This is a genomic window from uncultured Sanguibacteroides sp. (genome assembly GCF_900543425.1).
Lineage (GTDB): Bacteria > Bacteroidota > Bacteroidia > Bacteroidales > Marinifilaceae > Gabonibacter.
Window position 1 is genome coordinate 1 of sequence record NZ_UQRQ01000016.1, and the last position, 15,202, is coordinate 15,202.

Annotated in this window: 9 protein-coding genes; 4 read left to right on the forward strand and 5 right to left on the reverse strand. The window is 42.1% G+C overall.

Features of this window, described 5'->3' with window-relative positions; all coding sequences use genetic code 11:
• The first annotated feature begins 271 nt into the window (after nucleotides 1-271).
• The 3 genes from QZR76_RS09590 (at nucleotide 272) to uvrB (ending at nucleotide 4,451) form a co-directional block, all read left to right on the forward strand.
• Nucleotides 272-1,849 carry a peptide chain release factor 3 gene (locus QZR76_RS09590; RefSeq protein WP_294142599.1) on the forward strand — a complete coding sequence of 526 codons (1,578 nt, stop codon included), beginning with the start codon at nucleotides 272-274 and terminating at the stop codon, nucleotides 1,847-1,849.
• A 193-nt stretch (nucleotides 1,850-2,042) separates the two neighbouring features.
• The gene (locus QZR76_RS09595) at nucleotides 2,043-2,420 is read left to right on the forward strand and encodes a thioesterase family protein (protein ID WP_294142600.1); all 378 of its coding nucleotides are present in this window, start codon (nucleotides 2,043-2,045) and stop codon (nucleotides 2,418-2,420) included.
• A gap of 18 nt (nucleotides 2,421-2,438) precedes the next feature.
• The gene (gene uvrB / locus QZR76_RS09600) at nucleotides 2,439-4,451 is read left to right on the forward strand and encodes an excinuclease ABC subunit UvrB (RefSeq protein ID WP_294142601.1); all 2,013 of its coding nucleotides are present in this window, start codon (nucleotides 2,439-2,441) and stop codon (nucleotides 4,449-4,451) included.
• A gap of 492 nt (nucleotides 4,452-4,943) precedes the next feature.
• Here the strand turns inward: uvrB and QZR76_RS09605 are convergent, their stop codons facing one another.
• From QZR76_RS09605 to abc-f, 4 genes are all read right to left on the reverse strand, one after another.
• Nucleotides 4,944-5,384, reverse strand: a complete 441-nt coding sequence (locus QZR76_RS09605) for a GNAT family N-acetyltransferase (protein WP_294142602.1) — start codon at nucleotides 5,382-5,384, stop codon at nucleotides 4,944-4,946.
• A gap of 12 nt (nucleotides 5,385-5,396) precedes the next feature.
• Complete coding sequence (locus QZR76_RS09610) at nucleotides 5,397-8,138, reverse strand: DEAD/DEAH box helicase family protein (RefSeq protein ID WP_294142603.1); 2,742 nt, start codon at nucleotides 8,136-8,138, stop codon at nucleotides 5,397-5,399.
• A gap of 3 nt (nucleotides 8,139-8,141) precedes the next feature.
• Nucleotides 8,142-9,947 carry a DNA methyltransferase gene (locus QZR76_RS09615; protein ID WP_294142604.1) on the reverse strand — a complete coding sequence of 602 codons (1,806 nt, stop codon included), beginning with the start codon at nucleotides 9,945-9,947 and terminating at the stop codon, nucleotides 8,142-8,144.
• A 205-nt stretch (nucleotides 9,948-10,152) separates the two neighbouring features.
• Complete coding sequence (abc-f, locus tag QZR76_RS09620) at nucleotides 10,153-11,739, reverse strand: ribosomal protection-like ABC-F family protein (RefSeq protein ID WP_294142605.1); 1,587 nt, start codon at nucleotides 11,737-11,739, stop codon at nucleotides 10,153-10,155.
• 468 nt (nucleotides 11,740-12,207) lie between these two features.
• On the opposite strand from abc-f, the gene QZR76_RS09625 reads away from it, so the two are divergent.
• The gene (locus QZR76_RS09625; RefSeq protein ID WP_294142606.1) at nucleotides 12,208-14,889 is read left to right on the forward strand and encodes a hypothetical protein; all 2,682 of its coding nucleotides are present in this window, start codon (nucleotides 12,208-12,210) and stop codon (nucleotides 14,887-14,889) included.
• Here QZR76_RS09625 and QZR76_RS09630 read toward each other — a convergent pair whose 3' ends face one another.
• Nucleotides 14,890-15,198, reverse strand: a complete 309-nt coding sequence (locus QZR76_RS09630; RefSeq protein WP_294142607.1) for a nitrous oxide-stimulated promoter family protein — start codon at nucleotides 15,196-15,198, stop codon at nucleotides 14,890-14,892. It abuts the gene before it with no gap.
• Between the last annotated feature and the right edge of the window lie 4 nt (nucleotides 15,199-15,202).

Below are 15,202 nucleotides of genomic sequence, written 5' to 3' on the forward strand. Positions count from 1 at the left end.
AATTAAATAATTGAATATTAGATGTGGCTGTAAGGATGTATATAATTACCTTTTTTATTTTATTATTATAACACTTAAATATAAAAACAACACCTTGTATTCTCCCTTTGTTCAAAACAAAAAAAGAAATTAGTCATTACAACGTATCGGGAAACAGATTCATTCTTTTTCTCTTATACGGAATTTTTCTACCTTAAGCTTTAATTTAAACGCTCAAATCATTATCTTTGCAGCCGCAAAAAAATAGTCGTAAATATTCACACGGAGATACATGGGTTTTACAGAAGAGATATTAAGAAGACGGACTTTCGGTATTGTCAGCCACCCGGATGCGGGTAAAACGACCCTAACGGAGAAACTACTCCTGTTCGGGGGAGCCATTCACATTGCCGGAGCGGTAAAATCGAACAAGATAAAGAAAACGGCCACCTCGGACTTTATGGAGATCGAAAGACAAAGAGGTATTTCAGTGGCTACCTCCGTGATGGGTTTCGAATACAAAGACATCAAAATTAACATCTTGGACACCCCCGGTCACCAAGACTTTGCCGAAGATACCTTCCGCGTACTGACGGCCTGCGATAGCGTAATCATCGTGGTCGACGCCGCCAAAGGAGTAGAAACCCAAACCCGCAAACTAATGCAGGTATGCCGGATGCGGAAAACACCCGTTATTGTCTTTATCAACAAACTGGATCGTCCGGCAAACGATCCTTTCGACATCTTGGACGATATCGAAAAGGAGTTGCAAATCAAAGTAAACCCGTTAAGCTGGCCCATCGGTAGCGGCGACACCTTCAAAGGTATCTACAACCTGCACAAACAAAACCTATGTCTCTATTCCGCCAGTGTGCAGACCATACAGGACGGAATCGAACTAAACGATATCAATACTCCGGAACTGGACGAATACATCGGGGAACGGAGTGCCCAACACCTGCGGGACGATCTGGAACTGGTACGGGAAGTATATCCCGGTTTAAACCGTCAGGAGTATCTGAATGCCACGGTAGCTCCCGTATTCTTCGGTTCGGCATTGAATAATTTCGGTATCCGGGAGATGTTGGATTGTTTTATCGAGATAGCTCCTTCACCGCTTCCCCGGGAGACGGAAGAACGGATCGTTCGTCCCGAAGAAGAGAAATTTACCGGATTTATTTTCAAGATACATGCTAACATGGACCCGAATCACCGGGATCGTATTGCTTTCGTAAAAGTCGTTTCCGGTACCTTCAAACGGAACACCAATTACCTGCACGTGGGATTGGGAAAAAACCTGAAATTCTCGACCCCGACAGCCTTTATGGCTTCCAAAAAATCGATTATCGACGAGGCTTACCCGGGCGATATAGTCGGTCTGCATGATACGGGAAATTTTAAAATCGGCGATACCCTGACCGAAGGAGAAAAGCTGCACTTTAAAGGAATTCCCAGTTTCTCGCCTGAACTCTTTAAATACATCGAAAATGCCGATCCGATGAAATCCAAGCAGCTATCCAAGGGAATCGACCAATTGATGGATGAAGGTGTTGCCCAGTTGTTCGTCAATCAATTCAATAACCGGAAGATCATCGGAACAGTAGGGGCTCTACAGTTCGAAGTAATCGAATATCGTCTGTTGCACGAGTACGGTGCTGCCTGTCGCTGGGAAAATATCAATCTCTACAAAGCTTGCTGGATCGAAGCCTTAGACAACAAAGAATTGGAGGATTTCAAACTTCATAAGGCCCAATACTTAGCCAAGGATAAGTGGGGACGGGATGTATTTCTGGCCGAATCGCAATACATGTTGCAAATGGCACAGAACAACTATAAAAACTTGCTGTTCCATTTCACGTCCGAATTCTAATCCGGATCAATAGTTTTTTATAAACTCGCCCAAAGAGAGCTTTACGGTACTGTAAAAAAGAAAAACGACCGGAATAAAACGAAATCTTCTGTTGTCCGCATGATAAAAGCTGGCATCATATATCAAAAATCGTCAAAAACATGGTACGGGCCGGATTATTCAGTAACTTTGTATGTCAAAAACAAATAAAGTTATGGAAATAAAGATAGGATTTTCTTTTACTCAGGAGATTATAGTGAGACACGAAGACACCGCAGCCGTATACGGATCGGGTAAATTAGAGGTATTCGCGACCCCTGCCATGGTCGGTTTAATGGAAAATACCGCCATCAAATGCCTCGAAGGTATGTTGGAAGCCGACAACGATACGGTCGGTATCGAAATTAACGTGAAACACGTAAAAGCCACACCTGTCGGCAAGAAAGTAGGATGTAAAGCAACCGTTACCGAAGTAGACGGACGTCGCATTCGTTTTGAAATCGAGGCATGGGATGAAACAGCAACCATCGGTACGGCCGTTCACGATCGTTTTATCATCGATCCCGTGAAATTCATGAACAAACTCGGTTAATACAATCGCATAAACCCCATGTTCAAACTAACGTCACAATATACACCGACCGGAGACCAACCGGAGGCAATCGAACAACTCGTAAAAGGTATCGAAGAGGGCGATCCCTGTCAAGTTCTACTCGGAGTAACCGGATCGGGAAAAACATTTACCGTCGCCAATGTAATCCAAAAAGTACAACGTCCGACCCTGATTCTAAGCCATAACAAGACGTTAGCCGCTCAATTATACGGGGAATTCAAGGCATTTTTTCCGGAAAATGCCGTAGAATATTTCGTATCCTATTACGATTACTACCAACCGGAAGCCTATCTACCCGTAACCAATACCTATATCGAAAAAGACCTTCAAATCAACGACGAAATCGATAAGCTTCGTCTACGGGCCACCGCTTCCCTACTCTCCGGACGCCGGGACGTCATTGTCGTATCTTCCGTCTCCTGTCTATACGGTATGGCGGATCCTACCGCTTTCGGAGCCAACACGATCAGATTGCGAAGAGGTATGAAGATTTCAAGAAACCAATTACTTCGCAGATTAGTGGATGCCTTATATGCCAATAACGAATTGGATTTCAAAAGAGGCTCATTTCGGGCCAAAGGGGAAACGGTGGATGTATTTCCTTCGATTGAAACCTTTGACGGAATAGCCTATCGGCTGGAATTCTGGGGAGATGAAATCGACCGGATCTCCTCTTTCAGTCCCCAAACCGGAAAAACGATAGACACTTTAGAGACCTTAAATATCTATCCCGCTAATCTTTTTGTAACGGATAAGGCTACTGTTACCAAAGCCATACACGATATAGAAAAAGATCTGACCATACAGGTCGAATTTCTCAAATCCATCGGAAAACATTTTGAAGCCAAACGATTGGAAGAACGGGTAAAGTATGATGTAGAGATGATACGCGAACTGGGATATTGTGCCGGAATAGAAAATTATTCCCGCTATTTTGATGGAAGACCCGCGGGCATGCGTCCGTTCTGTCTGCTGGATTATTTTCCTCAAGATTTTTTACTCGTGGTCGATGAATCCCACGTCACTCTTCCCCAGGTGAGAGCCATGTACGGGGGCGATCACTCCCGCAAACAAACCCTGATAGAATACGGCTTCCGGCTTCCGGCTGCTTTCGACAACCGTCCGCTCACGTTCGAAGAATTCGAGACCAACACGGGACAAACCATATACGTCAGCGCCACACCTGCCGATTACGAATTAGAAAAATGCAATGGAGTCGTCGTGGAGCAGATCATTCGCCCTACAGGTATTTTGGATCCCGAAATAGAGGTTGTACCCAGCAAAAACCAGATAGACCATCTTATAAACGAAATACAGAAGCGAATAGAACTGGATGAGAAAGTATTGGTTACTACCCTCACCAAACGTATGGCAGAGGAGTTAAGTAAATATTTCGATCGTATCAGTATCAAATGCCAATACATCCATTCGGATGTAGACACGCTGGAACGGGTGCAAATCATCGAAAACCTTCGTAAAGGAGTCATTGATGTCATTGTCGGTGTAAACCTGTTACGGGAAGGGTTGGATATGCCCGAAGTCTCTTTAGTTGCTATTTTGGATGCCGATAAAGAGGGATTCCTGCGTTCTACCCGATCTTTGATCCAGACTTCAGGCCGGGCTGCCCGTAACCTAAACGGAAAGGTTATCATGTACGCGGATACCATTACCCGCTCCATGCAGGAAACCATCGATGAAACCAGATACCGACGGGAAAAACAGATGGAATACAATCATCAGCACGGAATCACACCGACACAGATTCATAAAACTACCGAATCGGTTTTAAAAGAAACTTCTCACGCTTATATTGAAGAAGAGCATGTAAATATGGCTGCCGATCCGGTCGTTGCCTACATGAGCAAACCGGAAATAGAAAGAATGTTACAAAAAACCAAAGCCGCCATGCAAAAAGCGGCTAAAGAAACAGATTTTCTGGAAGCCGCCCGTCTACGGGACGAGATGTTTAAATTAGAAGAACATCTGAAAAAGTTGACAATTGACAATTAAAAATGAAGGGACTGAATGATTTGAGGTTTGGAACCCTGATGGAATCCCGTATTTATCATTTACACAAAATATTTTATAGTGCCGAAGAAATTTTAGATCAAAATGTAAACTTTTTTAGGACAAGACAATCCTCCAATTACAGAATCACCTAATCCCTAAAATCCTTTAATCCCCGAATCCCTTGATTCTTTAAATCATAAATCTAAAATCCGAAATCATAAATCTTCCAATCACAGAATCCCTTAATCCCTTCATTTGCAATTGAGAGGACTAAACCCTTCGGGGCGGGACGTTTCCGTCGGTTGGCCATTCCTCAAACCGGACACGACGCTCGCCGTTCACTATTGATGCCCCTTCGTTTTTAGCCCTTCCCTCTTAATCCCCAATCACTCAATCACTGAATCCTTTAATCCCAAAATCCCTTGATTCTTTAAATCGTAAATCTAAAATCCGAAATCGTAAATCTTCCAATCTCTTAATCCTTTATTCCTCTTACATTCTCTTTTGCATGTGTAAAACGGGAAAAGGTTTATTCCAGGCATCCTTTTCATCCCGACCAATCACCTCGAATCCCATTTGTTCGTAAAAATACCTGGCATTTTCATTCTGTTCGTTCACATCGACCTTAGAAACTCCTCTTTGCTGCACGGCATAAAGCAATAACCGCCGTCCCAATCCCATCCTTTGTACCTTGGGGTGCACAAACAACATTTCAAGCATATCCTCCCGTATTCCCATAAAAGCCAGTATCTGTCCCTCGTCTCCCCGGATAACAAAGAGCGATACGGCATCAAGATACTGATTCCGTATCAACGGTTTAAAAAACTGAATATCCTCCTCCTCAAGAAAACCATGAGTAGCCCGAACCGAAGCTTCCCAGAGATCGGTCAACTCATCGTAATCGCAAACTGCAGGTCGTATAATTTCGCTCATATCCAATTTTATTTAAGACAAAAGATACCGGATAAAACAAGATTCCACCTCTTTCTTCGTTTTAACCGAATTATAAAGAGGTAAACCTATCAACCGATACCTCCTGTTCCCTTGTTGCATAAAAGTTTGATCTATATAATTGTGATCCTCTGCCGTTATGGCTTTTAAAAGATCGTCCTTCCATTGATCCGTTTCCAAATGATCGCTCCCTTTAGGTTCGATAAATACCTGAAAGTAGTCATCTCCTTTCCTCAACAACAGCAGGAAATCAGGCATAAACCCTCGTCCTTCACGATCGTATATTTTATATACCTCTTCGTTACGTAACAGGTATACCTCATCGTATCGACCTTTTAAATTACCGATGTATCCTTTCACCAAATCCAAAAGATCCCGTTCCTCATCTGTTCCCACAAACGCATCCAACACATACCAATCATTCGCTACCATGCTCTTTTCGTATTCCTTATCATAGTTTGCCTCAACCAATTTCTCTTTGGGTTTCTCAAATACATCTGCTAAAGCAACCGACTTAAAAAAGGTAGCGGCATAAGGTTGCGAATACTTTCTTATCTCCTGTTCCAACTGCTCGAAAAACCGAATTGCAATCTTCAGGTAATCGTTATGGGTCAATACCCGATTCGTCGTTATAGAGAGAGGGAATCCGGCCAACAACTCACTATCATATAATTCATCGATGGAATTGACCTTTAATTCCTTAGACAAATTTCCTATCCGGTAGACAGAATCTATCTGCCTGGACAACCGATTGATCGCCTTCAAAACAATATGGCGCTCCATATCTCGAATCGTTATCAGCAGAGTCTCGGCTTCGGCGTGATCGACATACTTATCCTCATCATCCCGCGTACCGTCAAAAAGGACCTTAGCCTCTTTCTGTTCTTCTATGATCGTACAGGTAAAGTACCACTCTTTTTCGATCTGGCTTAGATTTTTCTTTTGCCTGAACGGATTGGCTATTCGTTCGTTCTTAAACAGTTTCGCCTTCCGGTAAAAATCGCTGGCCCGAAACTCTTCTTTCAAACCAAACACCTTACGAATCTTTCTCTCCTCTAACAAGTTCTTCCGTTTTAACTCCTGAATCAAGTCTCCGATATAACGTTCGTCATTATCACTATGAAAATAAAATTCTTCCAATACCCTTAATTCGTGCGTCAGATCATTGTCAAATTTCCGTTTTCCCTTCTCCTTATCTCCATAGGTAAACGGATAATATCTTATTCCCCTACCGATAAGCTGTACCTCTTGGGTCGTTGCCCGGCTGGTTACCGACTTCTTCACATTGCTACCTCCCGTGTTCTGTCCCTCATACAATCGTACGATATCGTACAGGTTCAAGACATCCCACCCCTCCGTCAATCGTTGCACGGAAAACACAGCCCGGATGATATTATTTTTATCTTCCAGGTTGTTTAACAAACGGTCCTGACTTTCTGTCGTTTTTTCTTCTCCCTTTCCTTTGCCTTTGGCTGTTTTATCGGAAGAGTTGGTTATAATACAATTTTGAGTTTTAAAATGAGTCTGCAAAAATTCGATTATACTTTGAACCGCAATACGGTTGTCTGCAATATACCGTCTGATATCCATAATCCGGCTTTGCCCTCTCCGGTAAACCTCTTTCGCCTTATACAGTTCCTCTTCGTTCACCGTCCCTATAAAATCAAAATCGGAAATACTCAAATTCTCTATCAACTCTCTAAAAAAGACGTAATCCGCCTGAGAGGCTTCAATGGTTTTACTCCGGAAAAGGATAACCGATTTAAAATCATACAAATGATATTTTATAGCAATTTCCTGTCTATACCAATTAAATAGTAATGCCTGTAATATTCGCAACCGTTTATCGAAAGAAGAGCTGACCAAGTAAATCTCTTTCGTGTATCCGGCCCGCAGGAAATCTTCAATCTGAAATTTGTAAACCGTTTTATCCGCGTATTTTTGCAGCACGCTTCTGACTTCCGGGATGGTAGCCGTAAATTCCAAAAGTATATTTTTATTCGGTTTGTCACCCTTATAACCATATTTATTCAAGAGCAACTGTATGGCCGTGTTTTCCCATCCTCTTTCGATATCCTCCTCCTTCGCGTTTGTTTCCGATATACTCGTGTTGAAATCCGGGTTATACAACATCCCCGTTTCATTCTTCGTGTTGGCATTCAAATGATGGGCTTCATCCGCAATCATGATGATATCCCGCTCCTGTAACTCCTGTAAGGTTGTGGTATTCTCCTTTACATTATAGACATCGTTATGCAGTTTTTGTATGCTGCAAAATTTGATCTCCAACGCATCATCCCGATCCGAAAATACCTCTACCTTCTTTATATTCACGGTTTCATGATCAATCGTAATCGTCGGCTGAAACAGGTATTTGTTATGCCCGGGATTGGAGAGATTATCTTCCGTTTTACCGACAATGTTGTTTTGGTTGACAAAAAAGATCACTTTACGGTATCCCTGTTTATAATAGTAGAGCAATAAAGCTGCCATTAACAAGGTCTTGCCCGTACCGGTGGCCATATTAAACATAAGGTGATTTCCCCTCTCCTTATTCCTCTCACTCAGTAAAAAATTTTCCAGAGCCTCCCGTTGCCAGAAGAACAGGTCAAATTTCAAATTCCGGGTGATATATTCAGGTATAACAACAGGCTTTTCGGCATATTTTTTACTCTTTTCCAGCTCTTCATACAAATAATCGACCTTCGCCGGATTCCCTGAACTCTTTTGGATCATATCTTACTTCTTATAAAATTCATTTGTGGCAAAAACATCTTCCTCTTTCATGGTATACCGGGCATCCTCCAGCTCCGCGTAATTGACATAAAGCTGATTCAGATCGAGCATCTTGCCGAAAATCTCTTTCTGCCTCCAAAGCGGTAAAGCCTTAAAAGCTTCCTCCCGGCTAACTTTTTCTCGAAATTCTTTTATCTTCAGGTTATAATCCAGGAAATAATGCTCGCACATCTGCTCAAAAAAAGCCAGTAATTCATCATAACTTTTACATGCATTGATTATTTCAATGGCTCGTTGGTTATTTCTGGCTAACTCCAAATAGACGTATTCCGTATTTTTCAAGCGAGCTTTGATCTTCTCTTGCGTCTCTTCCAGTTGTTCCACGGCAATATACCGACGGTTAAGATAGTTGGCCACGTAAGCCGTCGTTGCACTTCCGGCAAAGAAATCAAGGATAATATCCTCTTCGTTCGTGGTCATTTTAACCAATCGTTCCATCAACTTATAGGGCTTTTCCGTGAGGTATCCCGTTCTCTTCTCTCCGTCCACTCTTATCCGGGCCGCTACAGCCACCTTCAGCCAATCGGCATCGGGATTCGATTTATATTCGGCAAATATCCGTTTCATCTCGTCCACGAAATCCTCCTCCGTATGGAACAACTCCCACCAATCTTCCGGAATCTTTCCTTTCTCCGTGTATCCCTCGCTCACATCACTACTCATCTCTCCGTTAAATCCTCCCACGTGTACCTCGGACTTCATCCTTACCTCATCCCCGTTAAAAAGCCAGTTGCTGGTTTTACTATACCATAATATATTATCATGTTTCCGATTCAATTGTTTCATTTTGGGTGAACCCGGGCCATTATAACACCAGATGATTTCATTCCGGAAATTCTCCCTCCCGAAAACTTCATCCATCAATACCTTCATGTAATGTACCTCATTCCAATCCAGTTGAACCAAGATGCTTCCGTCGTCGGCCAACAACTCTTTAGCGACCTCCAGTCGGTTACGCATAAAAGCGAGCCAAGTCGAATGATTAAAATTATCATTGTAATTAAAACTGTCGTTACCTGTATTATAGGGAGGATCGATATAAATCAATCTGATTTTTCCCCGGAATCGTTCCTTTAAACTATACAATGCCAACAGATTATTTCCTTTTATAATCAGGTTGTCCTTTATCACCCCCTCTTTATCGTATTGAAATCCGGCAAATTTTTTCTCTCCGTTTCCGGTATTGCATCTTACGTTTTCAAAAGCCTTGGGTTCCAGCAAACGGTCTATCTCCTCACTACCTATAATTGCGTTGAAGAAAACCTCCTTCCTCTTCGCCTTTTTCTCTATATAATCGGATGTTCCGGCATCCGCTTCAAAATAGATATCCACGCCCTCCTCCGTACTTTGTCCCCCTCCAAGCACGCAATCCTTAAACGGGAAATAGAGAACCACATCACCGTAATCTTTCAACAACCTACCTTTCCCCGCCGCAAGCCCTATCCTATTCTCGAACTTCGTATAACTATGGTCGATCATATCCTGTTCCAAGAAAAAAACGAAATCTCTCTGTTTAAACACGTAAATATCACCACTCCGAATAAAAAAACGGTTTCTGCATCTTTCGTTCCCCAATAGGGAAGAGATCAGCCATTCTTCCTGTTCGTTCACCGCCCTTTTAAGTGAATTCATATCCACCTCCCCGCTATCCGTCAGACATTTGTTTTCTGTTTTTAACAGATCAAAAACCACTTCCTTAAGATCGACCAATTTCTCCATTCCGTTACGCGTATTATGATTTACTTTCATTTCCACAACTATTCCCGCATCCACCTATATTTTTCATTATCAACCGGATTAGACGATTTCAAATTCGACATTATCCTTTTACAAATATAAAGAAGATATGGCGACATAAAGAAAAAGAGGGAAATAATTTCCTCTGCTCTTTCTCTTTACTTCGACAAAAGTAAACTTTACGTTTTAAATTCAAAAACGTAATGTATTCCTACCCTCACAACTCTATCGTATAATCTATACCGATTTCTTCGATAAAAGAGGTATCGTGCGATATCAGCAACACGGTTCCCCGGAAATCCTTTACGGTAGCAGTAAGAATTTCAACATTCTGAATATCGATATTATTGGTCGGCTCATCCAGCATAAAAATATCCGGCGTATCGGCACGAACCATCAGGCAACAAAGAGCCAACTTCATCTTCTCTCCTCCGCTCAGCTTTGTACAGCTCTTGTCCCAAGTGGACAAGGGAAACAAGAAACGATTTAAGATCATTTTGATTTCGTGCTCCTGTCGTACGGCAGTAAACTGTCGTACCTGTTCGAATACGGACAGATCATCCCTGATGATTGAATACTCCTGATCCAGATAAACGTATTGAAAATCCGCAATCGTCAATACTCCTTCGGAAGGAGGTATTTCTCCGGTCATCAATCGTAGCAGAGTTGTCTTTCCTGAACCGTTTCTTCCCCGAATGAGTACCCGGTCCCCGCTCTTTATCAAAAAATCCAGGTTTCTTTTCCATAAGGGTGAAGAGGAATAACTAAAATTAATCTGTCGGGCGGTAATCAAAGTCTTTCCCGCATGCAAGGAAGAGTTATTGAAATCCACCTTCATGGATTTTATATCCGGCAGATCGGCACGAATATCCGTCAATTTTTCAGCTATATTCCTTTGTTTCTCTTCATGAACACCTTTCATAGCCGACGTACTCTTTTCCGCCCTGTCCCTCAAAGTATTCATAGCCATACGGCTTACCCTTTTTTTAGCACTTCTTCTTTCTCCGCGGGCATCCAATTTCTGTTTCCGTTCGGCCGTCTCCTGGGCCACCTTGTGCGCCTGGCGCAACTCTTTCTCTTTCTCGTCCAATTGAGAATACAGCGCATGGACACGAACGTCCTTCTGTGCTTTATAAATATCATAATTTCCGTTATAGAAAGTCACCCCTTTTTTATCCAATTCATAGATCGACGACAATAGGTTCAATAACACTCTGTCATGACTTATCACGACAATTGTCGCCTTCGAGTTCCGGATAAATTCATACAGCCGTTCACGGCATTCGCAATCCAGGTGGTTGGTAGGTTCATCCAATAAAATAATCTCAGGCAAATGCAGATGAATTCCCGCGAGTAAAACCCGGGTCTTTTCTCCTCCGCTAAGACTTGCCAGCGGCCGGAAAAGCGAGATTCCCGACAAACCCCAATCCGCTAAGGCGGTTAATGCCCGTTCTTCAATATCCCAATCCTCCCCGAGCTCTGTAAAATTTTCTTCCGAGACATTCCCTTCCGTGATAGCTTGCAAAGCCGTTAATTTTTTGTCGATCCGAAGAGCCTCTGCTACCGTTAAATGATCGTATTGTCCGAAATGTTGCGGTACATAATAAGGAGTCTCTTCACAGATGATTTCTCCGGACGAAGCAATCAATTCACCGCTGATTATCCGCATCAAAGTCGATTTTCCGGTTCCGTTATTCCCGATCAAAGCTACTTTCTGACCTCTCTTTACGGAAAAAGAAAGAGCTTGAAAAAGCGTCTCTTTGTCGACATGATTATAAGTAAGTCGCCGTACAACTATGCTCATTGTTTTTCACAATTACCGATTAATACTCAAATAGATGAAATCACGGGGTAAGAGTAATAGAAAAAATCATATTCACGAATAATCCCATCCGGTTATTCATTAAAACCGTTCATTGACGATGGGTACAACCCCGATTTGAAAAGAAATAATTAAATCTTCATTGGAGTAATGATGTAGTTCGTGACAAAAATAATAAAATCTCCGTTAACTTCAAAAATCAGTAAAACAAGATGAATCTCTCCGATCCGTATTCCCTGTTTTCCTTTTCACATCACAACTCTTTGTAATTCAAAATAAATATTACATTCCCCTCATCCTGATAATATTAGATACAAATTAGAGCAAATATTTCAAAGTCAGATAAATATATTAATAAAATATTAAAAACGACAAATCGTTATTTTTTTTTAATTTAATATTCTAATTTTAAAAACAAATTTCCAAAGTACAATACCTAAAACCTGACTTATGACTTTTTATACAGATAACCAAACCTTAAGCGATCTGAGTATATTCGGAAAAAACAAGAAAAGCAGTATATACGGTCTATTCAACAAAACCTGTACAAATGCGGGAGCCAGATTACTGGAGAGTATATTCAGACAACCGATATCGGATCTGGAAGAAATCCAAAAACGCCTTGCCATAATACGTTATTTTCATGATAAAAAAAGTAATTTTCCTTTTATGGGTAGTTTAATCGATAACGTGGAAAATTATTTGGGGGAACAAAGCGAAAAAAGTAGAATAGACCCGAATAGTACGAACATACGGGGAAATTTAAAACGAAGATCCGGTATGGATTTGGATTACAAGAGAAACCAGGAAGGAATCATGCTGACAATCAGATTGATTAATTCCGTCCGGGACTTCGTATCAGAAGAAGGAGATTCAATAAAAGAAACTCCTTTAAAAGCGATGTGGGAAGAGATGCGAGAAATTGTCAATGACGAACGCCTGGATTGGACTCTAAAAGAAAACGGACAAAAGACATTCGATTATGAAAAAACAGCCGCATGCGATACCATATTTCGTTTCAGGGCCCGGGATATACTATCCCGGTTAATGACTCATCTTTCCATCCTCGATGTCTACATCGCTGTCGCCCAAACCGCCATTGCACGACACTTTACTTTTCCCGTTCCCCTGCCTGAACAGGAGAACCTGATAAATATAAAAGGACTTTATCATCCTTTCGTGGAAAATGCCGTAACGAACGACCTGGTCATTGACCCGTCCAAACAGATCATCTTTTTAACCGGAGCTAATATGGCCGGAAAATCTACTTTTATGAAAGCCTTCGGTGTTATCCTATACTTGGCACATATGGGATTTCCGGTACCTGCCCAATCCATGGAATTTTCTCTCCGGGGAGGACTATATACCACCATTAACCTTCCCGACCAATTAAAACGAGGATACAGCCATTTTTACACGGAGGTTCAACGGGTAAAGAAGGTCGCCGAACTCTTAGACCGTCAGCGCAATTTAGTTATTATTTTCGATGAACTATTCCGGGGAACAAACGTGAAAGACGCCTATGACGGCACTTATGCCGTAACGGAAGCTTTTGCCAAGTACAAAAAAGCGATATTCATGATATCCACCCATATCACGGAATCCGGAGTTGCGTTAAAGGATCATCATAAAAACATCATTTTTACCTATTTTTCCACCTTAATGGACGGAGAAAAACCGGTCTTTCCGCATACCCTGCAACAGGGTATCACGGAAGATCGATTCGGGATGAGAATCATCAACAACGAACAGATCATAGAGACCATTCAAGGCAAGGTAAAGGTTCCTCCTTTTCCACAGGAAGAGGGACGTTTCTTTGTCGATAAACAGACCATAGATGATTTGGAACTCTTCGGCAAATTCAAAGACGAATCCATTTTTAACACGTTCAACCAAACAACGACCCAAGGAGGTAGCCAGACTCTCGAACTTCTGTTTATGAATCCCTCTACCGATGCAAAGGAGATCGAGAAAAGAAGGGAAATCATCCGCTATTTTCAGCGAATCAACAAAAAGCTTCCGGTAGGCAGTTTTATCATGAAGGAGGTTAGTGCCTATTTAAATGTTCCGATTCCCCGTTTCAAACTTCTCTCCATCTACAGGATCATAAAATGGAGAATCTTAAAATTCTTTATGGACGATGCCCAATTCGATTTTGTCAAAGACGGTATTCTCTCCTCCGTAAAACTATTCGACTCCCTGAACAACTTTCTGCAAACGCTTGATGACGACACTCCTGTTTATCAAGAAGAACGATCCACATTCAGAAAGATTCTGGAGAGTAAAAACATATGCTGGTGGAAAAAGGAAAAGGATAAAAAACGTCTCTCCTATTTTAAAATGGCCCATTTGGATTACCGATTACGACGAACCGTCTTTATGGAAATGAAAACATTAGTGCGGATGGTTTATGAGATGGATGCTTACATTTCGGTGGCAAACGTGGCAAACGAAAAACATTTTACTCACGCGGTTCTTCACGAGAAAAAAGAGAATTTTGTCCGAATAGAGGGGCTTTATCACCCTCACATAGAGGCTCCGGTAGCCAATTCCATCAAAATAGATACGGAACAAAACATATTCTTCCTGACCGGAGCCAACATGGCCGGAAAATCCACCTTTATGAAAGCCTTCGGCATTGCCATATACCTGGCCCATTTAGGCTTTCCCGTGCCCGCAAAGGAAATGGAGTTCTCCATCCAGGACGGGATGTATAGCTCCATCAATTTATCCGATAACCTGCTTGTCGGATACAGCCATTTCTTCTCGGAAGTATTACGGGTAAAAACCGTCGCGGAAGAGTTGAACCGGGGAAAAAGACTCGTGCTGATTATGGACGAACTATTCAAAGGAACGAACGTGAAGGACGCCTATGACGCCACGGTTGCCGTATCGAATGCTTTTGCCGAACAAAGGGATAGTCTTTTCCTTATCTCTACTCATATCATTGAAACGGCTTATGAATTAAAAGAGCGTTACCGGAATGTTCAATTCTTCTACTTTCCTACCCGCATAGAGGAATCCCAACCGATCTACCCTTATTTGTTAGAGGAGGGAATCACCACCGATCGTCACGGTATGCGTATCATCAATAACGAACACATTATAGAGACCATCAACAACAGTCATTAGTTAGCTTCGGAACAAATGTTCCAAGGTCGCCCGAGGCGAATAAAACAACATACGAGGTCCGGAAAAACGCATCACGTTCCGGACCCGTTCTCTCATTTTCGGGGAATAACAATGAACGGAACAACGTTTACAGGATGTTTTGTGTTCTCCGAAAGGACAATGCGACAGTCTCGTCCGGGCATATTCCAATAGCTCCGCACATTCCGGGCATAAGGCTTCATTTCCCTCCTTTCTCCTGCAATAGAGACGAATCATTACTTCAATTATCCTTTTTTCCCGTTCGATCCGGGAGATTTTATCCTTACCCATCTGC

Bases quoted from the DNA above. Each gene is read 5' to 3' on its own strand.
- abc-f (WP_294142605.1), bottom strand. From the start codon at position 11,739: ATGAGCATAGTTGTACGGCGACTTACTTATAATCATGTCGACAAAGAG.
- uvrB (WP_294142601.1), top strand. From the start codon at position 2,439: ATGTTCAAACTAACGTCACAATATACACCGACCGGAGACCAACCGGAG.
- QZR76_RS09625 (WP_294142606.1), top strand. From the start codon at position 12,208: ATGACTTTTTATACAGATAACCAAACCTTAAGCGATCTGAGTATATTC.
- QZR76_RS09615 (WP_294142604.1), bottom strand. From the start codon at position 9,947: ATGAAAGTAAATCATAATACGCGTAACGGAATGGAGAAATTGGTCGAT.
- QZR76_RS09595 (WP_294142600.1), top strand. From the start codon at position 2,043: ATGGAAATAAAGATAGGATTTTCTTTTACTCAGGAGATTATAGTGAGA.
- QZR76_RS09630 (WP_294142607.1), bottom strand. From the start codon at position 15,198: ATGGGTAAGGATAAAATCTCCCGGATCGAACGGGAAAAAAGGATAATT.
- QZR76_RS09590 (WP_294142599.1), top strand. From the start codon at position 272: ATGGGTTTTACAGAAGAGATATTAAGAAGACGGACTTTCGGTATTGTC.
- QZR76_RS09605 (WP_294142602.1), bottom strand. From the start codon at position 5,384: ATGAGCGAAATTATACGACCTGCAGTTTGCGATTACGATGAGTTGACC.
- QZR76_RS09610 (WP_294142603.1), bottom strand. From the start codon at position 8,138: ATGATCCAAAAGAGTTCAGGGAATCCGGCGAAGGTCGATTATTTGTAT.